A 22215-nucleotide genomic window follows, 5' to 3' on the forward strand; every position below is an offset into this window, starting at 1 on the left:
GGTTATCTCACTCCGAGAGAGTTTGCTCAACAGCAGGTGGCGGGTTGAAAAACTCTAATAACGCCTGGACCTAAAAACGGGGCCCCCTCACAAACACTGCAAGAAGGCAAAACTAAAACCCGGAACCGCTTCACACGATTCCGGGTTTTAAGGAGTTTTAAGATTAACGCAGTGTCTAGCGTTCGCCGTTCATTCGCTGCTCCCAGCGCTCACTCAAGCGCTGTTCGAAGGATCCATTCTTGTTGCCACGGCCACCGCTACCCTGCCCCGATTGCTTGGGTGCACGAGCCGCAGGAGCGTCAGGATCAGCCTTACCGGGGGTGCTACCAAACACGATGCCCGCGACCATCACAACAAAACCTAAAATACCCAGCCAGACAAGACTGTTTGCCTGACCAGCGATCAAAAGGCCAACACCAGACAGGGCGATAACAGCTCCAATCACGATGTTGCGGTAACTGAGTGGCGCACGCTTCGTGGCGGTGTTTACAACATCCGCCTCGCTCTGATAAAAGTTGCGCTCCATCTCGGCGAGCAACTGCTTTTCACGCTCTGAGAGTGCCATTGTCAACTGCCTTTCAAAGATATCTAGTGTTTTTTAGTTTACTCGCCTTAAACCCGGCTAAGCTAGTTGATATGCAGGATTATAAGCGACTCGCAGAGCTTGTTCAGGAACGCATAGACGGCTTCCTAGCTCACAAACAGAGTGAACTTCAACCACTTGGCAGCGAAATCTCGGAGCTGCTAACCGCTTCACGCAACTTCTTAAGCGGAGGCAAACGCTTCCGTGCGCTGTGTGTAGCGCTCGGCTTTAGAGCCGTGAAACCCATCAGCTTTGATCTGCCGCTCAGCAGATCCGCTCACTCAGTAATCCTCGCGGCAACCTCCCTGGAGTTCTTCCACGCCGCCGCGCTCGTCCACGACGACGTAATCGACAACTCAGACACCAGGCGCGGTCTGCCAGCCGTGCATCGCAGCTTCGAGGGCCTGCACCGGCAACAGCGGTGGCGCGGATCCGCCGAAGAATTCGGGCTCGCAGCGGCAATGCTAATCGGCGACCTGTTGCAATCCTGGTCAGACGAGATTATGCAGCAGGCGCTACACATCGCCCCTACAGAGATCACGAAACGTGCGCGAGAACACTACAACCGGATGCGCACCGAGGTTGCTCTCGGACAGTACCTTGACGTGCTTGAGGAGCAGTATCAGGGCTTTGCCGATCATGACACGCAAATGGACCGATCCACCCGCGTGCTGCTCTACAAGTCAGCGAAATACAGTGTAGAGCAGCCGCTGCTAATCGGCGCAGCACTGGCCGGTGCGAGCCTAGAGGCGGAAAAAACCCTCAGCCGTTACGGCATCCCCGCGGGTGTTGCGTTCCAGCTGCGAGACGACGTACTGGGCGTGTTTGGCGACACTGAAGTGACCGGCAAACCAAGCGGCGATGATCTGATCCAGGGCAAGCGGACAGTGCTCGCAACCATCGCGCGCGAGAAACTACAGGGGCCACACCGCAGACTGTTTGACGACATGCACGGCGACCCGGAGATGAACCCGGAACAGCTGGCGATGCTGCAGCGCACCATTCGCGACAGCGGGGCGCTAGAGCAGGTTGAGAAGATGATCAGCGGCAACGTCAGCCTCGCACACCGGGAGGCGCGCGGCGTTGAGATTCACGCCGACGCGGTTGAGAGCCTAATCAACTTCGCGGACCGGCTCGCAACCAGGAACAGCTAACCGAGCACCTGCACCGCGCGCCGCACAGCCGATTTTTGGCCACTGCGGAGCACCGCGATCGGCTCCCTGCCACTTAGCTGCTCATTCTCGGTAAACAGCCACTCGACGCTCTCCTCAACGCTAAGCCCAGCGTCAGAGAGAGCAACCAGGGTGCCGCGCAGCGAACTGAGCGGCGAGCCGTCAACGATAAACGCCTCAGGAATCTGCAAAACGCCGTCGATTTTTACGGCAGCGAGATGCTGGTCCTCTAGCAGGCGATGGATCTTACTTGGCCCGATCCCGAGCAGCTCAACCAGGTCAGGAACAGTGTAGTAGTTTAAGTCATTCACGCTACTACTCTAAGACCTTTTGCTGTAATCTGCTGCCACTCCGCCAGCAAAGCTACCAAAAATCAGGTAATTCTCGTAGAATCAGCGAGTGAGTTCTTCTAATCGCGACCAGTTTATCGGCCGCACCCTCGACAGTCGCTATCGGGTACGCGCCAAAATCGCCCGTGGCGGCATGGGAACCGTCTACCTCGGTGAGGATTTGCGGCTTTCACGCAAGGTCGCGATTAAAGCCATGCACCCCCACATGGTTGACGATGAAGCACTGGTTCGACGCTTCGAAAAAGAAGCGCACGCCGCCGCCCGACTCAACAACCCGAACGTTGTTAACGTCCACGATCAAGGCTTCGACGGTGAAATCCCCTACCTCGTAATGGAGTATGTGCCGGGGATCACACTGCGCGACCTGTTAAAGCGTCAAAAGCGACTAACCGCCGATCAGGCATTAGAAATCAGCGAGGCTGTGCTGTCCGGGCTGGCGGCTGCGCACCAGGCCGGGTTCATCCACCGCGATGTGAAACCCGAAAACATCTTCCTCGCCAACGACGGCCGCATCAAGGTTGGCGACTTCGGCCTCGCAAGAGCAGCAAACACCAACACAACAACCGGCCAAGCGCTTTTAGGAACAATCGCTTATCTCTCCCCGGAGCTGATCACCCGCGGTGTCGCCGACGCCCGCAGCGACGTTTACGCCTTCGGGATTATGCTCTACGAGATGCTCACCGGCACACAGCCGTTCCGGGGCGAACAGGCGGTGCAGGTTGCCTACATGCACGCTAACCAGGATGTCCCAAAACCGTCACTGATCAGCAGAGAATCAACGCCAGAACTGGACGAGCTGGTCCGCTGGACAACACTGCGCGACCCCGAGAGGCGACCACGCGACGCCGCCGTTGTGCTCGCGCGCCTCAGGCAGCTCTTAAACGGCGGACTAGAGGCCGGCACGAAGGTGATCTCAGACACCGCCGCAGCCCCCACCTCCGTTATCGCGGGCACAACCAAGGTGCTGGACCAAAACACAACCGTGCAGCAGGGCTCGCCCACACAAACCCCGCCGCCGCAGGCACCGTCACAGCCTCCCGCCGCAGCGGGCGCGGGCGGTGTCGCTGGCGCGAACGGCATCGCCGGTGCGGGCGTTGCGACTGGCGCAGCTAGTCAGCGCTCACAGCAGGCAGCACAGCGGGCGGATGCCGCCAAGCAGCGTCTCAGCCCCATCGAGGTGTCACAGCTCGGCGCCGAAAAGCGCGCCAAGCGCGGCAAGATTATGACGCTCGTGATTATCGCGCTCGCAACGATTGTCGCGATTGTTGCGTGGTGGTTTGGGCAGGGTCCCGGCAACCCGAACAAACAGCTGCCGATCGTCTCACAGCCGGCGGCCGCGGCACCAGCAGCACCGGCAACCACCGCCCCAGCATTCAGCGGAGCGGTGGCGCAGCTGCCAGCCGCCAGCGCCTAAACGGCGACTACCGACGCAGTCGCTTCAGCTCCTCCGCAACCTGGAACGCCAGCTCCAGCGACTGCATGTGGTTGAGTCGCGGATCACACAGTGACTCGTAGCGGGTCGCAAGCGTCGCCTCGTCGATGTTCTCGGATCCACCAAGGCACTCGGTCACATCGTCACCGGTCAGCTCCACGTGGATGCCGCCCGGCACGGTGCCCGCCTCACGGTGCGCGGCAAAGAAGCCCTGCACCTCCTGCATAACATCGTCAAACCTGCGGGTTTTGTAGCCGGTTGAGGTTGTGATACCGTTGCCGTGCATCGGGTCGGTAACCCACACAGGCTTAACACCCTCCGCCTTCAAACCGGTCAGAATCTCAGGCAGCACGTCGCGAATCTTCTCCGCACCCATCCGGGTGATAATCGTCAGCCTGCCCGGTTCACGGTTCGGGTCGAGCTTGTCGATCAGGCGCATCGCGTCATCAACGGTCGCGATTGGACCAAGCTTCACACCGATCGGGTTCTCAACCTGTGAGAGGTAGTGGACGTGGGCGCCGTCAACCTCACGGGTGCGCTCCCCGATCCACAGGAAGTGCGCGGCGGTGTCATACAGCTTGCCGGTGCGAGAATCAACCCTCGTCAGCGGGCGCTCGTAGTCGAGCAGCAGTGCCTCGTGACTGACAAAGAAATCGGTGCGCTCCAGCTCACTGAAGTTCGCGCCGCAGGCCTCCATAAACCGCACCGCCCGATCAATCTCGCGGGTCATCTCACGGTAGCGCTCGTTCGCCGGGTTTGACGCGAAGCCGCGGTTCCACTCGTGCACAAGCCGCAGGTCAGCAAAACCGCCCTGCGTGAACGCGCGAATCAGATTGAGCGTTGAGGCCGAAACATGGTAGCCCTGCAGCAGCCGCTGCGGATCCGCGCTCCTGCTCTGCTCAGTAAAGTCGTAGCCGTTAACCAGGTCACCGCGGTATGCGGGCAGGGTGACACCGTCACGGGTCTCGGTGTCGCTTGAGCGTGGCTTCGCAAACTGCCCCGCCATGCGGCCAACCTTAATCACCGGCATCGACGCGCCGTAGGTCAAAACCAGCGCCATCTGCAGCACCGTTTTGACACGGTCGCGGATCTTGTCAGCCGTCGCCGCAGCAAAGGTTTCTGCGCAGTCACCGCCCTGCAGCAGGAACGCCTTCCCCTCGGCGGCGAGCGCGAGCTGCTGCTTCAACTGGTCAGCCTCACCGGCAAACACCAGCGGCGGCTGTTTCGCCAGCTCCTCGCTGGCTGCGCTCACTGCCTGCGCAGAGGGCCACTGTGGTTGCTGTTTAATCGGCAGCTGTCGGTACTCATCCAGTTTTTCGAAGGGGTTTTGTAGACTCATCTTCCGTCTTTCAAGGTTATAGCTCTAGCCTCTATTCTAGTCAGAAATAGCTGTAAACTAGCCCTTTTTTGTCTGCTGGGCGAGCTGCGCGCGCACCGTCGACGCATACACGTCAACATAGGTTTGACCGCTCAGCTTCTGAATCTCAAACATGATCTCGTCGGTGATGCTGCGCAGCACAAAACGGTCGGCGGTCATTCCGGCAAAGCGATCAAAGTTGAGCGGTTTCCCGATCAGGGTGCCAATTCGGCGGATCCTCGGCAGTTTCGCGCCAATCGGCATCGCCTTGTCGGTGTCGATCATAACCGCCGGCACAACGGTTGCGCCAGACTCAAGAATCAACCGCGCAATACCGGTGCGGCCGCGATAGAGGTTACCGTCGGGGCTGCGTGTCCCCTCTGGGTAGATTCCCAGCACATTGCCCTTCGCAAGCACCCCGAGCCCCGCCCGCAGAGACGCCTCGGATGCGGATCCACCGCTGCGGTTAATCGGGATTTGCCCAACACCGAGCATAAAGTTCCTGACAAACCAGCCCTTTAGCCCCTTGCCGGTGAAGTAGTCACTCTTCGCGAGGAAGTAGATGCGGCGATCTGTCATCAGCGGCAGGAAGAAAGAATCAACAACGGAGAGGTGGTTGCCAACCATGATAACCGGCCCTGTTTTCGGGATGTTTTCAAGCCCCTCAACCCATGGACGATAGATGGTTTTCAACAGGGGTCCCAGCAGCACGTGTTTCATGATCCAGTACAGCATCGCTCTCCTATCTTCGCTGCCTTAGAATATCATGCTTAATATGCCTAAACGCATAGCCGGGTATCGTAAGCTAGGGTTTTAACAAAACAATCCAGCATAATGACAATGTTAACCGCTACTGTTGTAATAACTCATTTAACAACCATGTCAAAGGAGCCGTGATGCAACACATAGAATCAAAGGCTGTGATCGCAGCCAGTCCGAACGACAATATCACTGATCTGCTTGAGCAGCAGTTCGGGCTTAACCCCAACCGGGTGATTTTCTCTATCCCAAACGGCGCTGATTGGATCCATAAAACCACCACTGAGTTCCGCAACGAAGTTATTGCGCTGGCAAAGGGGTTTATTGCTGCCGGTATCGAGCCGGGCAGCCGCATCGCGATTATGAGTAAAACCCGCTACGAGTGGACGCTGCTCGACTTTGCGCTGTTCTACGCCGGTGCTGCCGTGGTGCCAATCTACGAAACCTCGTCGGCGCTGCAGATCCACTGGATTATGGAGGATTCAGGCGCTACCGGTATTTTTGTTGAAAACGCCGACCACGCATCACGAGTCGACCAGATCATCTCAGATTTGCCAGAGGTTAAACACGTTTGGCAGATTGACGGATCCGACCTCGCCGACCTGGTTGCTGCGGGCGCTGACATCCCCGACAGCGAGGTTGAGAAGCGCCGCAATATTGCCGTGAGCGAGGATTTGGCGACTATTATCTACACCTCCGGTTCGTTCGGCCGCCCAAAGGGCTGCGTGTTAACGCACGCGAACTTTGTTGAGCTGTCTCGCAACACCCGCATCTCGCTCAGTGAGATGGTGGATCAGCCGGGCTGCGCAACACTGCTGTTTATCCCGCTCGCGCACGTTTTTGCGCGCTTCATCTCGATCCTCTGTGTGCACGGCGGTATCCGGGTTGGGTATGCCGAACCGAAGGAGCTGCTGGACGCGCTCGGCAGTTTCAAGCCGACGTTCCTGCTTGCGGTTCCGCGCGTGTTCGAGAAGGTTTACAACGGCGCCGAGCAGAAGGCAGAGGCTGGCGGCAAGGGCAAAATCTTTAGGGCCGCAGCAAAAACCGCTGTCGCCTACTCGAAGGCGCTTGACACCGGCAGGGTGCCGCTGCCACTGAAACTGAAGTTTAAGCTGTTTGACAAGCTCGTGTTTGCGAAGCTCAGGCAGGCGCTCGGTGGGCAGGTTAGCTTCGCCGTTTCCGGATCCGCCCCGCTCAGCACCTTCCTCGGTCACTTCTATCGCGCCCTCGGCATCGAGATTCTGGAGGGTTACGGCCTGACCGAAACAACCGCTCCGATCACGGTTGGCCTACCAGGCAAAACCAAAATCGGCACGGTTGGCCCGCCGCTTCCCGGCACGAGCGTGAAAATCGCGGAGGACGGCGAGATCCTCACCCGCGGTATCAACGTCTTTAAGGAGTACTGGAACAATCCTGAGCTGACCGCTGAAGCGTTCACCGAGGACGGTTTCTTCCACACCGGTGACCTCGGCGAACTCGACTCCGACGGCTACCTAAAAATCACCGGTCGTAAGAAAGAAATCATTGTCACCGCGGGCGGTAAGAACGTTGCTCCGGCGGTGCTGGAGAACCCGATCCGCTCAAACCCGATCGTTGGTCACCCGGTTGTTGTCGGCGACAAGCGGCCGTTTATTGCCTGCCTGATCACCCTCGACCCGGAGATGCTGCCGACCTGGCTGAGCAACAACGGCGAGAACCCGGAGATGACGCTCGCGGAGGCGGCCGAGAACCCGAAGGTGCTCGCGGAGGTGCAGCGCTCAATCGACGAAGCAAACGAGTATGTTTCGCGCGCTGAGTCGATCCGCAAGTTCAAGATTCTGCCGGTTGAGTTCACCGAGGACAGCGGCCATCTAACACCGAAGATGAGCATTAAGCGGTCTAACATTCTGCAGGACTTTAGCGCCGAGATTGACGCGATCTACGATGCGCCGGCACCGCCGACCTCGCGGATCCACACAATCCAGCAGTAGCAGCCCTAAACAGCAGAGAGCCAGCCGATACCGAGCGTGTCGGCTGGCTTTGCTGTTACCGGTTAGAACCAGGTTGACGAGCGGATCTGCCGCATCGCCGCCGCGCGCTGTTCACGGTCGAGCCTGCGCAGGTAGAGCTTGCCGTCGAGATGATCGCACTCGTGTTGCAGCGCCTGCGCGAGCAGTCCCTCCCCCTCAATCACAACCGGTTTACCGTCAAGGTCAATGCCGGTGACACGGGCGCGCGGGTAGCGCGGCACCTCAAACCACAGCTCCGGAACCGACAGGCAGCCCTCACCAACCGGCTGCGGCTTCCCGAACACCTCCAGTTCGGGGTTGATAACGTAGTCGAGTTTGCCGTCGATGTGCAGACTAAACACCCGCAGCGTGTGACCGATCTGGGTGGATGCGAGCCCCGCCCTGCCATCGAAGTTCACCGTCTCCAGCAGGTCGGCGACGTGCTGGCGCACACCCTGGTCGATCTCCGTCACCTCAGTGCACACCCGCTGCAGCACCGGGTCACCAAAAAGTCTGATTTCTCTTACCGCCATAGCAGGGTTCCTTATCAAAGATTTATGAGTACCCCAGTTTATCGTGATTTTTGTGTGCGAGTGGTGTTTTACGGGATCTAGTCGATAGGCGATTTGAGCTCTACGCTGCTATCGAGCGCTCGTGGCAACACGCCAGCTGCTAAGAAGCTCACAAGTATCTGAGTGTGCTCTCAACAGCAAGACGGTAGACTATTAGATGTGAAAGTTTTAAGCGTTAGTTCTCTAAAGGGTGGGGTTGGCAAAACAACCGTATCGCTGGGCTTGGCTTCTGCTGCCTTCTCAGCGGGTCTTCGCACCCTGGTAGTTGACCTTGATCCGCAGTCTGATGTGTCCACCGGTCTGGATGTTGACCCAACCGGTAAGGCAAACATCTCAGATGTTCTTGAGGATCCAAAGCGGGTTCGCGAGGCAATCGTCAGAAGTGGTTGGAACGACCACCACGAGGGCAACATTGACCTGCTGCTTGGCAGCCCAGCAGCGATTAACTTTGATGGGCCGCACCCTTCGCAGCGTGAAATCTGGAAGCTTGAAGAAGCACTGTCTGTTGTTGAGGCAGACTACGACCTCGTAATCATTGACTGTGCGCCGTCACTAAACGCTCTCACCCGTACCGCGTGGGCAGCGAGTGACCGGGTGCTGGTTGTTACCGAGCCAGGTCTGTTCGCTGTTGCCGCCGCAGACAGGGCGCTGCGCGCAATCGACGAGCTTAGGACCGGTATCAGCCCGCGTCTTGAGCCGGTTGGCATCGTGATCAACCGGGCACGCCTGAAGTCCGCAGAGCACCAGTACCGGATCCGCGAGATGCGCGAGATCTTTGGGGAGCTGGTGCTGGAGACCGTGTTTGCTGAGCGCACCGCGATCCAGCAGGCGCAGGGAGCAGCCAAACCACTGCACATGTGGCCGGGCGCTGCAACACAGGAGATGGCGGTGCAGTTCGACGAGCTGCTGCGCAAGGTTGCTGACTCACTCGACCTGCGGGTGACCATCGCGTCACGCCCGATCGCGACCGCGACAACCGTGCTCGCCGACAACAGTGTTGAAGACGAGGACGATCTCACCGGCTAACCGGCGACACACCCGCCAGGCGGCAGCCCTCGAAGATACCCACAAAAGCGACTGTGATTAAGACTTTTAAGATTTCACAGTCGCTTTTTGGGTGTCTGGGCGCGGGGCTTATACGGCGAGCCCGGGAAACAACACGGCCCTCTGCGGCGCTGTGCGGCTCTTGCGCACCCCTCTGCGGCTCTGTGCGGCCGTTAGCCGAGCTTTGCGGTGCGGTAGGCGGTAAACTCATCAACCGGCTGCTCAGCGCGCTGCTCAGCCTGTTTCTCTGGTGCGCGGTGTTCCTCGAAGGTGAGCAGCGAGGCCTCAACCTCGGTTAGCACGCGACCAACCGCGATCCCGAACACGCCCTGCCCCTGCCCGAGCAGGTCAATAACCTGGTCGTTTGAGGTGCACAGGTAGACGCTCGCGCCGTCGCTCATCAGGGTGATCTGGGCGAGATCCTTAACACCGGCGGAGTGGAGCTGATCCACCGCCTTGCGAATCTGCTGCAGCGAAACACCCGTGTCAAGCAGGCGCTTTACCAGCTTCAGCACGAGAATGTCACGGAAGGAGTAGAGTCGCTTAGAGCCGGAGCCGCGCGCGCCACGCACGGTCGGTTTAATGAAGTTGGTGCGGGCCCAGTAGTCGAGCTGCCGGTAGGTGACACCGGCGGCAGCCGCTGCGACGGATCCCTTGAAGCCACCCTCCTCGTTTGGGCGAGGCAGGCCGTCATCGAACAGCATATCGTCAGAGACAGCCGTCAACTCCTGTGACACATCGCTCATATTTTGGTTCTCCACACATCAGTTGAGTCTAAAGTTTACCCCAGAGAGTAAGTCTAAAGTTTCACTTTAAAGTTTAAAGTCTAACAATATAGTGCACCCGATTCTCACTTTTCGGGAGATAACAGCGCGCGTGTCGCAGTTTCAGGCTTGCCCGCTCAGCTGCGGCGGAGAGTCTGACGAACAACGCCGGAACGAACCGTGTCGAGCAGCTCAGCAAGCTGCAACGCCTGGTCGTGACGCGCATCCTTCCCCGCTGTTCCGGCGCGCAACTGCACCGCCTGGTTAATCAGCTCAGCGTCCTTTTCAGCCGCCAGTCGCATTCCACGCAGGTGACGCGGTGTCACACCAACCTCGCTCAGCCGCTGCAGCGCGGTCAGCTGCACAGTGGCATCCGGTGTGAAAACGTCCGAGGCAGGCAAAAGCCCCGCCGAGATCGCCTCCGCCAGCAGACTGTAGCTCACACCCGTCGCCCGAATCAGCTCGTCACGGGTTAAAACCCGCCTTGAGGTGAGAATTGCCGAGAAGTTGCTGCCCGTGGTTCCGGGGATGACCGGATCCCTGCCCTCATCAAAATCGGTGAGGATCTCCTGAATCTTCTTGTGCGGCAGGTAGTGGTCACGCTGCAGGGTGAGCACAAGGCGCAGCCGTTCAACGTGGCTCTGCGAGTATTTCCGGTAGCCGGAGGCGGTGCGCTCGGGGATCACCAGCCCCTGATCCTCTAAAAAGCGCAGTTTCGACGCCGAGAGGTCAGCAAAATCGGTTTTTAACTGCTCGATCACCTGCCCAATCGACAGTCTGACCGCGCTTTTTCCAGCAGCGCCGCGAGCCGATTGCCCCTTCACCTGGTTGCTTTTAACGGCCACCCGTTTGGTGGCCGAGTTTGACGCCACCACGGCTAGTTAGCCTCTACGTCAAAGCGTGAAGCAAAGAAGGTCAGGCGGTATTTACCGACCTGCACCTCAATCCCGTCGGTTAGCGGGGTGGATCCCTGGATCCGCTCACCGTTGCAGTATGTGCCGTTGAGCGAGCCAAGGTCTTTCACAACGAAGCTTGTGCCGTTGCGCAGGAACTCTGCGTGCCTGCGAGAAACAGTAACGTCGTCGAGGAAGATATCAACCGCTGGGTGGCGGCCCGCGACGGTGACATCCTGATCCAAAAGGAACCTGGCACCCTGGTTGGCGCCGCGCCTAACGACCAGCAGAGCCGCGCCTGATGGCAGAGCCTGGATAGCGTCACGCTCGTCAACGCTGAGCGAGGTTGTGTTGGCACGAATCATCGCATTGAGATCTGCCTGGAACTGCTCTGTTGAACGTGCCTCTGTTTCGTGCACGTGTGAAGCATTCTCTTCGTAACTCACTTGCCACCCCTGTCTCTTAGTCGTCAGTCCAATTATAACGATTTGGTTTCATTTGTTTTCTCTTACTACGGTATCGTAGTGCAGCGCTGCTTCGCATCTCAACGCCATCAGCGTTTCTCTCTTGAAACTCCCGAGAACTCCTCAGCTGAAATGTTGAGCCGTCGGCCCGGTTGCTCGGTATCAATTCTAACCTTTTTTAGCACCGGCTCTAACTCATCAACCGCCAGGTTATCGCGGTCAACATGCCCCGCGCGGTATGCCGCCCTGCCCGCCATGTGCGCGGCAACGGGTGCGGTCAGCGACTGGAACACAAAAACCGGGATGAGCGCAAACAGCGTCAAAAACGACCGCTGTGACAGCGCCAGCGCGGCGATCACCAGCAGCAGGCCGAGTGTCTGCGGCTTGGTTGCGGCGTGCAACCTGGTGAGCGGATCCCGAAACCGCAAAAGCCCGATGCCCGCGCAAACTGACAGCACCGCCGCCCCGAGCAGGCACACCCAGGTGAGAATATCCAAAACAGTTTCAAACATCTTAGACGCTACTCCCCCTCGCCACTCTCTCGCGGGGTCTGCGACCAGTTAATCTCAGACCCGGCTGACTCTTCTGGACGCTTCCGCACAAACCTGGCAACTGTGATAGTCGCGAGCGCGCCGGTAGCGGCAATTGCGATCATCAGCGCGATACTGTTGTCGTGTTTGTGCACGATCATATCGAGCACCAAAACCATCACAACCGTGATCAAAAACACATCCGAGGCGATAATCCGGTCGAGCACTGTTGGCCCCTTCAGCGCGCGCAAAAGCGCCAAAAACCCGGTGGTTGCAAAACAACCGACCACAATCCACGCTGCAACACTCTCAACCGTCATCGCAGTGACCTCAAATCCTGTGCGCTGCCGATTGTGTTGACCAGCAGCCGCTCTATCTTGTGCACCTCACGCTTTAGTCGATGCTGCCGCTGCAGCGTTTTCGCGTTCAGCGCGTGCAGGTAGATAACCGACTCGAAGCGGTCAATATCGACGATCAGGGATCCGGGAATCAACGAGATTGTCAAACCCGTCATCGTCAAAATAAAGTCTGAGCGGCTCTTTAACTGCACCGCGATAATCGCCGGGGTTGGCTGTTTGTCTGGCCGAACAGCAGCCCAGGCAACCTCGAGAGCACCGAGCACCAGGTTCCACAAGAAATACCCGAGATAGAGCGCCGCCCAGAACGGGTTGAAACGCCCCGCGAGTCCGATCGGCGGCAGATAGAACAGTCCAACAACCGCCGCGGCAACCACAATACCGCTGGTGACAGACATCAGCGAAACCTCTTGCCAGAGCATCATCCAGGTAATTACCAACCCGAAAAGCAGCGGCAGATCGGTTATTTTGATCCACCGGAACTTGTTTTTAACCCGCCGTTTCAGCGTCACTCTGTCACCTCCTCGCTGTTAGCCTTTTCACCGCTGTGCCTCTCAAAATACCAGGCCGCCTGTTTCTCCGGCGTCTCCAGGTTGTCGCCCGCCCGCTGCGCGTAACCGACCAGCGGCCCGGCAAACGCGGTGAGCAGCAGCGTCACAACCACCATCCCGGTGGTTGCGAAGGTCATCAGGCGCGGCACATCCTTCGCCTCTTGCTGCGGGGTTTGCAGCGGATCCAAAACCAGCGGCGCCAGTGTCTGGGTTGAGGCTTTAATCTCCCGCCGCCAAAACGCGAGACCCCAGGCGCGCATCAGCGCGTAGAGGGTTAGCAGCGAAACCAGCGCACCGATCCCAACCAGCCAGTAGGCTGTCGGAGAGCCTGTTTCAACGCCCGCGCCAAACAGGCCAACCTTGCCGATAAAACCACTGAACGGTGGGATACCGCCGAGGTTCAGCATAGTCACAAACACCAGAATCGCAACGTACGGTGCCTTATTCAGCACCCCGCTCACCTGGTCGAGACTGGTTGAGCCGGCAACGCGCTCCACCAGCCCTATCGCGAGGAACAGCGTTGTCTGCACAATAATGTGGTGCACAATATAGTAAACGGTTGCCGAATGCCCCGCCTCGCTGTTGATCGCAACACCGAACAGCAGGTAGCCGATGTGGCTGACCAGCGTGAACGACAGCAGACGTTTAATATCGCGCTGCGAGATCGCGCCGAGAATACCGACGATCAGCGTCAGCCCCGCAATAATCATCAGCAGCTCGTTAATATCGGAGTCGTTAAACACGAGCGTCTGGGTGCGCAGGATCGCGTAGATACCAACCTTCGTCAAAAGACCCGCAAAAACGGCGGTGACCGGTGCTGGGGCTGTCGGGTAGGAGTCCGGCAACCAGAACGACAGCGGGAAAATCGCCGCTTTAATGCCGAAGGCAACAAGCAGCAGCAGATTCAAGGTGAGCTGCATTTGCGGATCCAGCTCCGTGATCCGCACCGACAGCTGCGCCAGGTTAACCGTCCCGGTTGCGCCGTAGATTAGCGCGATCGCAGCGAGGAACAGCACCGAGGAGACGAGCGAGACCACGATGTAGGTGACGCCCGCGCGGATCCGCTGCGCTGTGCCGCCCATGGTTAACAGCACGTAGCTGGCAACCAGCAGAATCTCGAAGGCAACATAGAGGTTGAACAGGTCGCCTGCGATAAAGGCGTCGAAAACGCCCGCGCCGAGCACCAGATAGCTTGGGAAGAAGATCGAAACCGGTGTTTCTTCGTCACCGTCGGCTAGACCCTGGCCGATCGAGAAAACAAGCACCGCGAGCAGCACAATCGCTGAAACCGTGACGAGCAGCGCTGACAGGCGATCCACAACCAGCGCAATACCGAACGGCGCTTCCCAACCGCCAACCTCCATCACGAGGGTTCCCTGACTGTCAACGGCGAACATTAAAATCCCACCGATCAGGGCGACAAGGCAGAGCGTTGCAACGGTTACTGTCGCCTGCACTTTTTTGCGGTGCGGGAAGGCGAGCGCGAGCGCCGCACCGAGGATCGGCAGAATCACAACCGTGGGAACGAGCGTTACGAAACTCATCGAGCGTCATCCCCCTCAAAGTCGCCTGCCGCGTTGAGCAGCTCTTCCTCGGTTGCTTCATCACCGGAGTCGGAGCGCACGCTCTGCTCCATCAGCTGTACGTCCTCAGCGTCATCCTGGACGTTGTCGGTGCTGTGGCTGTCGAGCCTGAAGGCGCGATAGATCAGCGCCAAAAGGAACGCGCTAACGCCGAAGGTGATAACGATCGCGGTCAGCACGAACGCCTGCGGCAGTGGATCGCTCATCTCCTCGGGAGCTACTCCCCTGCCCATCAGCGGCGCGGCACCGAAGCCGCCCGACATCAGGAAGATTAACAGGTTTGTTGCGTTGCCCACCAGCAGGAATCCGAGCAGAATCCTGGTGAGTCCGCGATCCAGCATCATAGTAAAGCCGACACTGTAGAGCACAACCATCACAGCAACCAGCACAAGTGAGATTGTCATCTGCTGCTCACCTCCAGGTCCTGTTCTGTTTGCACGTCAATTTGGGCGCCGAGGCTTCTCAGCACGTCGAGCACAAGCCCGAACACGACGAGGTAAACGCCGATGTCGAAAGCGGTTGAGCTGACCAGCGGCAGAATCCCCCACGGGCCAAGGTCCGCGTCAATCCAGCTGGAGGTTAGCGCGCTCTGCCCGAAGAACAGCGGCACAATCGCGGTGATTGCGGAGATCGCCATACCGGTTCCAACAATCCGGCCCGCGTCAAACGGCACCGTTGCGCCAAGCTCGCTCCTGCCGCCCGCGAGATAGCGAGCAACCAGCGCAAGACCCGCAACCAGGCCGCCCGCGAATCCACCGCCCGGCGCATTATGGCCGGTGAAAAGCAGATAGATGGAGAGAATAATCAGCGCGTGGAAGAGCACCCGCACAACCACCTCCAACACAATGGAGCGGCGCTGCGGACTGAGGTCGCGACCAGCGAGCATCCAGGTGCCGCGCTCGGCGGGGTCGTTTGGATCCGCCACCCGACTGAGATAGTTTTGCACCTTGCCGCGTGCCTCTTTCCGGCCGAGCTTTGGCAGGTTGTCGGCGCGGTTGCTGAGGAAGATCAGCGAGGCAACACCGGTTGCCGCCGCGAGAATCACAGACAGCTCACCGAAGGTGTCCCAGCCGCGAATATCGACGAGGATCACGTTAACCACGTTGTAGCCGTGGCCGCCATCAACCGCCATCTGCGCCATCTCCTCCGAGATGCTGCTGTGCTCGCGTGAACCGAGCGCGACAAGCGCCAGCACACCAAACAGCAGCCCCATTGAGGTGCCGATAACGGCGTTGCGGATCTTCACAAGCGGCTGTTTACTGCGGTTTAGGCGCTGCGGCAAACGGCGGATCACGAGCACGAAGGCGATCAGCGTAATAATCTCAACCAGACCCTGTGTGAGCGCCAGGTCTGGGGCCCCGTTGAGGCCGAACATCGCAACCATGCCGATTCCGGTGAGACCCACCAGAATCACCGCTTGGAAACGTTTTTTTGCGACCAGTGTTGCGATTGCGGCGGCGCTGATCAAAACCGCGAGCACAATCTCCGCGGCAGAGTTGAACAGCACGGTGTCGGCGTAGCTGTGATCGCTGAAGATCACGGATCCGCCAACGGCAAACAGCGCAACCACCAGGATCACGGAGAGGTAGAAGGGCAGCGAGCCACGCTGTGTTAGCGAGGTGACGGCGACCGCGAAACGGACCAGAGCACGCATCACCTTAAAGTAGATGGCGGTTGCTGACCAGTGGTCGTCGATGTCGAGCAGGCGGCTCTTGATAGTGCCGGCGCAAACCAGCAGCAGCACACCGATCACCAGGGTGAGGCAGGTTGTGATCAGCGCGGGCGTGATGCCGTGCCAGAGCGCGAAGTGTTCGGGGTGCAGATTACTCGGGCGAATCTTTTGGTAGACGTTATCGAGCGCACTCGCGAAAACACCACCTGCGAGGGCTGCGAGCACGAAGATTCCGGGCGCGAGCAGCATATCGCCGTGCTGTTCGTGGGTGACCCGGCAGTCCATAATTTTTGGTTTGTTGGAGAAAGCACCCCAGACGAAGCGCATCATGTAGGCGGCGGTGCAGCAGCTGCCGACGATCAGCACAACCAGTGCGACTGTGGCGATTGGATCGCGGTCCATACTAAACAGCTCGGTGAGAGCCGCTTCTTTTGCGACGAAGCCGATCAGTGGCGGGCCGCCGATCATTGAGAAGGCGGCGAGCGAGGTGACAATCGCGAGCGCAGGAGCCTGTTTTGCGAGGCCGCTGATGTGGCGCAGGTCGCGGGTGCCGGTACGGTGCTCGATCATGCCGACGCTCAAAAACAGCGGCGCTTTTGCGAGCGCGTGCGCGAACACGAGCGCGGTTGCCGCGCTGCTAACGCGCGGGTCGGCGACACCGTAGAGCATCACGAGCATGCCGAGCTGGCTGACCGTGCCGAACGCGAGAATCAGTTTCAGGTCGTACTGGGCGAGCGCGCGCAACGCCCCCAAGAGCATTGTGATGCCGCCGAGGATCACGAGGGTTTCGCGGTAGCCGGGCATTTCGCCGAACGCCGGGGTGAGTTTCGCGATCAGGTAGATTCCCGCTTTCACCATCGCGGCGGCGTGCAGGTAGGCGCTCACCGGGGTTGGCGCGGCCATCGCTGCTGGCAGCCAGAAGTGGAACGGGAAAATCGCTGATTTTGAGATAGCGCCGGCGAGCACCAGGAACACCGCAATCACAGCCGCCTGGTCTTGCGGGGCTGCCGCGATTATCTCGCTCAGGTTCGCGCTGCCGGTGATCAGGTTCAGCATAATCAGGCCGACAAGCATCGCCAGACCGCCGAGCGTTGTCACGATAATCGCCTGCATTGCCGCCGCCCGGTTGGTGAGACGTTTACCGGAGTGGCCGATCAGCAGGAAGCTGAGCACCGTTGTTGCTTCCCAGAAACTAAACAACAGGTAGACGTTGTCTGACACAACCAGACCGAGCATCGAGCCAGCGAACGCAACAAACACCGCAGCGAAACGTGGGCAGTTTTTATCGCCCCGCTCAAAATACCGGGAACAGTAGCTGAGGATCAACGCGCCCGCGCCCGTCACGAGCAGCACCAGGCAGTTGCTGAAGAGATCAACCTCAAAGGTCAGGTTGATGTTGAACTGTGGGATCCACTCGTATTCCCAGTGAACAGGGCCGTTGTTGAGTGTCTCCGGCAGCAGCGCGGCATAGCCGAAGAAGGCAAGCAAAGGCACCGCTGCAATGGCGTTAAAAGCGCCGTTCCCAAAGCGTTTCACAACCGGATAGGCAACCAGAGCAGTGGCAAAAAGGAGCAGCAGAGACAAAACGGTCACTGTTACCACGACGCACCTCCACACGCCGATTGTCACCTTATGCCGACGGTAGTAAATAGTTTACAGTGCCTGCACTGTGTAGCGGCTGTAAAACCCGCAGCCGCAAACCCGCCAGCGCTTTTCCAGTTGGCATCGCAAAAACTCCCAGTCACGGCCGCTAGAGTGAGTGGATGCGAAGAATCCTGAAGGCGACTCTCACCCTGCTGGCCACGGCAACCGTGCTGGTTTTAACCGCCTGCGTGGGCGTGGGTGGATCCGGCTCGGGCACCGCCGATGCTGACGGCGCCGCCTCAGCTGGTGCTGGCGCTGGTGGATCCGCCACCGCCGAATCTGGCGACGCGGCGGGCGAGCTTGGTGAGGGTCTTGAACCCGCAACCGGTGAGGGAATCCCGCCGCTTGCCGAACCAGGTAGCAGCGACTATCCAAACATCTATGACGGGCTTTACAACCCGGATTTTTCGCTCCCCGAGCTTGGCGGGGATGGTGATGATGTGGCGGGTTTTAGGCGACTTTCGCAGCCTGCCCCGGCGGCAAACAGCAGCGACCACGTCCCCGACCCGGTAACGGGCGTGAAACTGCTCCGCAGCACGAACGCCGCCCAGACTGACCCGCCGAGCGACCGGCTCCGCCACGAATACTCGCGCAGGCAGGCGTTTAACGCCGACAGCACCCGCTTCATCGCCCAAAACGAGCGCGGCGAGTGGTTCCTGCACGATGCCACCAGCTTTCAGATGCTAAAGCCTCTCCCCCAGCTCGTCGGTGATGCCGAGCCGCTGTGGAGCGCGGCTGACCCGGCGCTGCTGCTGTTTACGGCCCGCTCTGGTGGATGAATCGCCCTGGGTTTTGTTCCGTGCCGTTTGGGTGAAAGGATTATATCTATGGCACGGAGATATTCTAAGGAGTTTAAAGAACGCGCGGTGCGTTTAACTGCAGAACATCAGCAGGTGCACTCGTGCAAGAGATGGCCGGCTGCTGAAGCAGTCGCCTTAAAGCTGGGCATATCACCACACACGCTCATGGACTGGATACGCCAGGATGACACACGGGCAAAAAATGGTGATGATACCGCGGTCGATTACGCGGAAGAAAACGCTCGTTTACGCGCTGAAAATATTGAGCTTCGCAGGGTGAACGAGTTACTTAAAGAAGCGTCAGCTTTTTTCGCATCAGAACTCGACCATCGAGCCAGGAAATGATCACTTTTATCGATAAGTATCGTGATCGTTTTGGGGTTGAGTTCATTTGCCGATCACTGGCTGCAAACAGGCAGGGCGGGTTTATTACCTCGCGTGGTTATAGAGCATTTAAGCGGCGCATACCCTCAGCTCGCGCTTTACGCGATCAGGAGCTTATCCCTGTTTTGAAGCAGGTGCACAAGGAGAACTATTCTGTGTACGGGGCTCGTAAGCTTGTTAAAGCTATGCAGCAGGCGAACTATAGGGTGGGGCGTGACCAGGTTGCTAGGTTGATGCGCGTTGCTGGGCTGCGTGGCAGTAACCGTGGTAGGAGTCCTGTTACTACCAGGCCTGCTAAAACTGTGGACGTGCGCCCTGATCTGGTTAACCGGTGCTTTAAAGCTGCTGGCCCTAACCGGTTGTGGGTTGCAGATATTACTTATGTGCGAACGGTAAGCGGGTTTGTTTATACGGCCTTTGTTACTGACGTTTATAGCCGCAAGATAGTCGGTTGGGCGACTAAGCGCAGGTTAACCACAGAAGCGTTACCGTTAGAGGCTTTAGACCAGGCGATTACCACTGCCAGGGGTAGTCTGGGTGAGCTTGTGCATCACAGTGATCACGGCAGTCAGTATGTTTCTATTGCCTATCATGAACGGCTTGTTCGGGAGGGTATTGGGGCTTCTACTGGCAGCGTCGGTGATTCCTACGATAACGCTCTTGCTGAGAGTGTTAACGGCTTGTATAAAAGCGAGTTGATTAACCTGCGAAAATGGCAGGGTGTGGAGGATGTTGAGTGGGAGACACTGTGCTGGGTGCACTGGTGGAATAGTAAGAGGCTGCACTCATCGTTGGGTTATAGCACGCCGCAGGAAGTGGAGGATCGTTACTGGGAAGCTCAGGAAGCGGAAATAGCAGGTAGATTAGTAGTTACAGCGTAGGAACAGAACCCAGGGCGGTTCAGGATCCATCTGGCAAAGCATCAATGTCCACACCGACGAGGTTAAAGGGGTGTTCAACTTTGCCGGGAAGACCCCGTGGAAGAAAGCGAGCGCCTTTTGGACGCACGGCGAGGGAACAACCAGCGCCAACGGCAGGGTGCTCACCGTCATCGCCAGCAGCTATAACGAGTCCACCGGTGAACGCAAGGTTTACGGGATTGTAACGGTTGATTTGGAAAAGCAGCGGATCATCGGGACGCTCGACGCTAAGGACTTCCCGGTGCCCGGCGCAGTCCCCGATCACGTCAGCACCTCACCGTCCGGCGGCTACGCGGTTGTGTCGTGGCTTGCCGAGCACGGCGGCACCCGCGCCTACCGTGTTGATTTCAGCGCCAGCACCCAGCTCGCTAAATCGTCTGAGCACTCCGATCTCGCGTTTAACCGTGACGGCCAGGATGTTTACGTTTACACCGACTATCAAGACGGCAACATTATCGCCGTTAATATCAGGTCCGGTGACCGGTTTAAGCTCGCGCCGCTCTACCCCGAGCCGGGCAGCAGCTACGCAGCCCACATCAGCGGGCAGGCTTTTAACCGTCCCGGCTGGGTTGTGATCTCCAGCTATGGCGCCACCGCCGACTACGGCAAAACCGAGCTGACCGGCGCAGACGGCCCCTACTATCACCGGGTGTGGCTGCAGGAGCTAACTCCGCGGGGGCGGGCTCTCGCGGTTGCGAGCACCCAGGTGGATCCGCAGGTCACCCTCCCAGGCAGCGACGCCGCTTATTTCCTTGAGCCGCAAGCAACTGTGTCGCGGGACCTGAGCAGGATTATGTTTGCCAGCAACTTCGGCAGCTCAACCATCGAATCCTACACAGCGGCGCTGCCGAGCTGGATGACGCGCGACTAGCGCCGGGCAGGGGCTCTGCGCTTGCAGTTGCGCTCTGACCCGGTTTCGCGCAGCGTGCTGGCGTGCAGCGCTGCCTCTGTTAGCGCAGAAGCGTCGTAGCTCGCAGCCGATACAGCCGCGCCCCCTGCGAGAGCGCCCACAGTCCAAGCGCCCCGAAAAAGACCAGCAGTCCCGCCGGAGTCGCGATAAACCACAGCCGCAGACCCCACAGAATAAGCCCGATCAGCGCGGCAGCGGCCACCGTCTGCAGTGCGGTCTGTAACAGCAAACCACCAATCAGCCCAGCACCTGAACGACCCAGCACAACATACTTGAACCGCAACCTGGTGAGAATCAACCGCTCATAGAGCGCGCCGCTAACCAGCTGCAGGTACAGCAGGAACACAACAACCCCGAGCGCCAGCACCGCCAGCGGCAGCAGCGAGTTGAGCACAAGCTGCGACAGCGAAAGCGTCGACCCGACCTGAACAAACCAGATCAGCAGCAGCGCGAGCACCGCAACAACCACCGCCGTCACCGCGATTGCGGCCGTCTCGGTTGCGGCAAGCCCGAGCAGTTTTCGCCGCGAGGCAATCTTCGGCAGCGGTTTCGTGCCCCGACCCCGCAGCGGCACACTGTAGAGCAGCAGCAAAACAACCAGCAGACTCACCAGCAGCACGAGAGGCAGCTGGGACGGATCCGCCAGTGACGGCTCATCTGTATCGCCGCGATGACCGTCCCACAGGCTTGTGTCAACCGTCACAACAATCTCAGCGTCGGTTTCGAGTCTCTCACTCACGCCGTCGTTGCTGGTTGTGCGCAGGTTGAACTTGAAGTTTACGCTGTCATGCTCCGGGATCTCGTCCCACGGCACCAGAATCTTCGCCCACTTCTCAGTCCCGGTTGCGCCCCTAAATATCCGAGCGGAGCCGCAACCGCAACACCCGGGGTTTCCCGCACCTGCGAAAGCTGTTCGGCGCTGATTGTTGGTGCCGCGATGTTGCCGTAGTTGACCTCAACCAGGTCGAGCCCGAGATCGTTCTTTGCCGCCGCAATCTCCGCGTGAAAATCGGAGTGGGTAAACAGAATATCGTAGCTTCCGCGCCAGTTCTCGTCGAGCACCTGATTGGTTGTTTCCTTGGCGGATCCCGCCAGGAACTGCACCCCTGGCAACAGCAGGGCGATAACCAGCAGTGCTGTGTTGAGGAGCCACAGTTGTTTTCGGCGTACTCGGTCGTTCACAGTTTCACCGTCCGAGTAGTCGCGGCTGCTGGTGCTGCCTTTGCTGCCCTTCCTGGTTGCCTTCACACTAATCCCCTTTGAGTAGAGAGTGAGGGGTAATTTGATTATATGCGATCAGCTGTGAAAAGCGGGATAAAACTTAAAGATTGGGTGTAACCGGGTTTGTTGCCGGAACCCGATACTGGTGGTGAAATAAAAAAAGGGAGGGGGAACCAACGGTTCCCCCTCCCCAATCAAAAATATTTCGGCGGTGACTTACTCTCCCACACCCTCCCGAGTGCAGTACCATCAGCGCTATAGGCCTT

23 protein-coding genes are annotated in these 22215 nt (G+C 58.8%); 7 read left to right on the plus strand and 16 right to left on the minus strand.

Features of this window, described 5'->3' with window-relative positions; translation table 11 throughout:
- Positions 1–175: 175 nt before the first annotated feature.
- The gene (locus EII30_RS08295) at positions 176–565 is read right to left on the minus strand and encodes a DUF3040 domain-containing protein (RefSeq protein ID WP_124886873.1); all 390 of its coding nucleotides are present in this window, start codon (positions 563–565) and stop codon (positions 176–178) included.
- Positions 566–636: 71 nt separating this feature from the next.
- Between EII30_RS08295 and EII30_RS08300 the strand changes: the two genes are divergently transcribed.
- Positions 637–1737, plus strand: a complete 1101-nt coding sequence (locus EII30_RS08300; RefSeq protein ID WP_124886874.1) for a polyprenyl synthetase family protein — start codon at positions 637–639, stop codon at positions 1735–1737.
- Here EII30_RS08300 and EII30_RS08305 read toward each other — a convergent pair.
- The gene (locus tag EII30_RS08305) at positions 1734–2066 is read right to left on the minus strand and encodes an Rv2175c family DNA-binding protein (protein ID WP_124886875.1); all 333 of its coding nucleotides are present in this window, start codon (positions 2064–2066) and stop codon (positions 1734–1736) included. The two genes, EII30_RS08300 and EII30_RS08305, sit on opposite strands and share 4 nt — an antisense overlap.
- A gap of 88 nt (positions 2067–2154) precedes the next feature.
- Here EII30_RS08305 and EII30_RS09195 point away from each other — a divergent pair, with 88 nt between their 5' ends.
- Positions 2155–3519, plus strand: a complete 1365-nt coding sequence (locus tag EII30_RS09195; protein WP_124886876.1) for a protein kinase — start codon at positions 2155–2157, stop codon at positions 3517–3519.
- Between the two features lie 7 nt (positions 3520–3526).
- On the opposite strand, the gene EII30_RS08315 is transcribed toward EII30_RS09195, so the two are convergent.
- Both EII30_RS08315 and EII30_RS08320 read right to left on the minus strand, forming a co-directional pair.
- The gene (locus tag EII30_RS08315) at positions 3527–4876 is read right to left on the minus strand and encodes a class II 3-deoxy-7-phosphoheptulonate synthase (protein ID WP_124886877.1); all 1350 of its coding nucleotides are present in this window, start codon (positions 4874–4876) and stop codon (positions 3527–3529) included.
- 57 nt (positions 4877–4933) lie between these two features.
- Positions 4934–5629 (minus strand): 1-acyl-sn-glycerol-3-phosphate acyltransferase, encoded by a 696-nt coding sequence (locus EII30_RS08320; protein ID WP_124886878.1) that lies wholly within the window; start codon positions 5627–5629, stop codon positions 4934–4936.
- A 161-nt stretch (positions 5630–5790) separates the two neighbouring features.
- Here EII30_RS08320 and EII30_RS08325 point away from each other — a divergent pair, with 161 nt between their 5' ends.
- A complete protein-coding gene (locus tag EII30_RS08325) occupies positions 5791–7623 on the plus strand; it encodes a long-chain fatty acid--CoA ligase (protein ID WP_124886879.1) in 1833 nt (610 codons plus the stop codon).
- Positions 7624–7685: 62 nt separating this feature from the next.
- Here EII30_RS08325 and def read toward each other — a convergent pair whose 3' ends face one another.
- Positions 7686–8174 carry a peptide deformylase gene (def, locus tag EII30_RS08330; RefSeq protein WP_124886880.1) on the minus strand — a complete coding sequence of 163 codons (489 nt, stop codon included), beginning with the start codon at positions 8172–8174 and terminating at the stop codon, positions 7686–7688.
- 198 nt (positions 8175–8372) lie between these two features.
- On the opposite strand from def, the gene EII30_RS08335 reads away from it, so the two are divergent.
- Positions 8373–9239: a ParA family protein gene (locus EII30_RS08335; protein WP_124886881.1), complete on the plus strand. Its 867-nt coding sequence runs from the start codon at positions 8373–8375 to the stop codon at positions 9237–9239.
- A 191-nt stretch (positions 9240–9430) separates the two neighbouring features.
- Here EII30_RS08335 and EII30_RS08340 read toward each other — a convergent pair whose 3' ends face one another.
- The 9 genes from EII30_RS08340 to EII30_RS08380 form a co-directional block, all read right to left on the minus strand.
- Positions 9431–10003, minus strand: coding sequence for a MerR family transcriptional regulator (locus EII30_RS08340; protein WP_124886892.1), 573 nt, complete (start codon positions 10001–10003; stop codon positions 9431–9433).
- A gap of 155 nt (positions 10004–10158) precedes the next feature.
- On the minus strand, positions 10159–10845 hold the full coding sequence (locus tag EII30_RS08345; RefSeq protein ID WP_124886893.1) for a MerR family transcriptional regulator: 687 nt from the start codon (positions 10843–10845) through the stop codon (positions 10159–10161).
- A gap of 53 nt (positions 10846–10898) precedes the next feature.
- Positions 10899–11360 carry an FHA domain-containing protein gene (locus EII30_RS08350; RefSeq protein WP_233569464.1) on the minus strand — a complete coding sequence of 154 codons (462 nt, stop codon included), beginning with the start codon at positions 11358–11360 and terminating at the stop codon, positions 10899–10901.
- Positions 11361–11467: 107 nt separating this feature from the next.
- The gene (mnhG, locus tag EII30_RS08355; protein ID WP_124886882.1) at positions 11468–11890 is read right to left on the minus strand and encodes a monovalent cation/H(+) antiporter subunit G; all 423 of its coding nucleotides are present in this window, start codon (positions 11888–11890) and stop codon (positions 11468–11470) included.
- 8 nt (positions 11891–11898) lie between these two features.
- Complete coding sequence (locus tag EII30_RS08360; RefSeq protein ID WP_124886883.1) at positions 11899–12228, minus strand: monovalent cation/H+ antiporter complex subunit F; 330 nt, start codon at positions 12226–12228, stop codon at positions 11899–11901.
- Positions 12225–12776, minus strand: coding sequence for a Na+/H+ antiporter subunit E (locus tag EII30_RS08365; RefSeq protein ID WP_233569465.1), 552 nt, complete (start codon positions 12774–12776; stop codon positions 12225–12227). Before EII30_RS08365 ends, EII30_RS08360 begins: the two co-directional genes overlap by 4 nt.
- Positions 12773–14359: a Na+/H+ antiporter subunit D gene (locus EII30_RS08370; protein WP_124886884.1), complete on the minus strand. Its 1587-nt coding sequence runs from the start codon at positions 14357–14359 to the stop codon at positions 12773–12775. The genes EII30_RS08365 and EII30_RS08370 overlap by 4 nt, the downstream gene beginning before the upstream one ends.
- On the minus strand, positions 14356–14802 hold the full coding sequence (locus EII30_RS08375) for a Na(+)/H(+) antiporter subunit C (protein ID WP_124886885.1): 447 nt from the start codon (positions 14800–14802) through the stop codon (positions 14356–14358). The genes EII30_RS08370 and EII30_RS08375 overlap by 4 nt, the downstream gene beginning before the upstream one ends.
- Complete coding sequence (locus EII30_RS08380) at positions 14799–17663, minus strand: Na+/H+ antiporter subunit A (RefSeq protein ID WP_124886886.1); 2865 nt, start codon at positions 17661–17663, stop codon at positions 14799–14801. The genes EII30_RS08375 and EII30_RS08380 overlap by 4 nt, the downstream gene beginning before the upstream one ends.
- A gap of 170 nt (positions 17664–17833) precedes the next feature.
- Between EII30_RS08380 and EII30_RS08385 the strand changes: the two genes are divergently transcribed.
- From EII30_RS08385 to EII30_RS08395, 3 genes are all read left to right on the plus strand, one after another.
- A complete protein-coding gene (locus EII30_RS08385) occupies positions 17834–18493 on the plus strand; it encodes a hypothetical protein (protein WP_124886887.1) in 660 nt (219 codons plus the stop codon).
- Between the two features lie 48 nt (positions 18494–18541).
- Positions 18542–19779, plus strand: a protein-coding gene (locus EII30_RS08390) for an IS3 family transposase (protein WP_124886888.1) whose coding sequence is annotated in 2 segments (ribosomal slippage) — positions 18542–18833 and positions 18833–19779 — 1239 coding nt in all. Because the reading frame shifts where the segments join, the coding sequence is not laid out codon by codon here.
- Positions 19780–19849: 70 nt separating this feature from the next.
- The gene (locus EII30_RS08395; RefSeq protein ID WP_124886889.1) at positions 19850–20689 is read left to right on the plus strand and encodes a hypothetical protein; all 840 of its coding nucleotides are present in this window, start codon (positions 19850–19852) and stop codon (positions 20687–20689) included.
- A 79-nt stretch (positions 20690–20768) separates the two neighbouring features.
- Here the strand turns inward: EII30_RS08395 and EII30_RS08400 are convergent, their stop codons facing one another.
- Together EII30_RS08400 and EII30_RS08405 are read right to left on the minus strand one after the other, a co-directional pair.
- Complete coding sequence (locus EII30_RS08400; RefSeq protein ID WP_124886890.1) at positions 20769–21542, minus strand: hypothetical protein; 774 nt, start codon at positions 21540–21542, stop codon at positions 20769–20771.
- Positions 21506–21976, minus strand: a complete 471-nt coding sequence (locus EII30_RS08405; RefSeq protein WP_124886891.1) for a hypothetical protein — start codon at positions 21974–21976, stop codon at positions 21506–21508. Before EII30_RS08405 ends, EII30_RS08400 begins: the two co-directional genes overlap by 37 nt.
- Positions 21977–22215: the final 239 nt, after the last annotated feature.

Origin of the sequence: Leucobacter sp. OH1287 (assembly GCF_003859945.1) — a bacterium.
Classification (GTDB): domain Bacteria; phylum Actinomycetota; class Actinomycetes; order Actinomycetales; family Microbacteriaceae; genus Canibacter.

Bases quoted from the DNA above. Each gene is read 5' to 3' on its own strand.
- EII30_RS08295 (WP_124886873.1), bottom strand. From the start codon at position 565: ATGGCACTCTCAGAGCGTGAAAAGCAGTTGCTCGCCGAGATGGAGCGC.
- EII30_RS08300 (WP_124886874.1), top strand. From the start codon at position 637: ATGCAGGATTATAAGCGACTCGCAGAGCTTGTTCAGGAACGCATAGAC.
- EII30_RS08315 (WP_124886877.1), bottom strand. From the start codon at position 4,876: ATGAGTCTACAAAACCCCTTCGAAAAACTGGATGAGTACCGACAGCTG.
- EII30_RS08320 (WP_124886878.1), bottom strand. From the start codon at position 5,629: ATGCTGTACTGGATCATGAAACACGTGCTGCTGGGACCCCTGTTGAAA.
- EII30_RS08325 (WP_124886879.1), top strand. From the start codon at position 5,791: ATGCAACACATAGAATCAAAGGCTGTGATCGCAGCCAGTCCGAACGAC.
- def (WP_124886880.1), bottom strand. From the start codon at position 8,174: ATGGCGGTAAGAGAAATCAGACTTTTTGGTGACCCGGTGCTGCAGCGG.
- EII30_RS08340 (WP_124886892.1), bottom strand. From the start codon at position 10,003: ATGAGCGATGTGTCACAGGAGTTGACGGCTGTCTCTGACGATATGCTG.
- mnhG (WP_124886882.1), bottom strand. From the start codon at position 11,890: ATGTTTGAAACTGTTTTGGATATTCTCACCTGGGTGTGCCTGCTCGGG.
- EII30_RS08360 (WP_124886883.1), bottom strand. From the start codon at position 12,228: ATGACGGTTGAGAGTGTTGCAGCGTGGATTGTGGTCGGTTGTTTTGCA.
- EII30_RS08370 (WP_124886884.1), bottom strand. From the start codon at position 14,359: ATGAGTTTCGTAACGCTCGTTCCCACGGTTGTGATTCTGCCGATCCTC.
- EII30_RS08375 (WP_124886885.1), bottom strand. From the start codon at position 14,802: ATGACAATCTCACTTGTGCTGGTTGCTGTGATGGTTGTGCTCTACAGT.
- EII30_RS08385 (WP_124886887.1), top strand. From the start codon at position 17,834: ATGCGAAGAATCCTGAAGGCGACTCTCACCCTGCTGGCCACGGCAACC.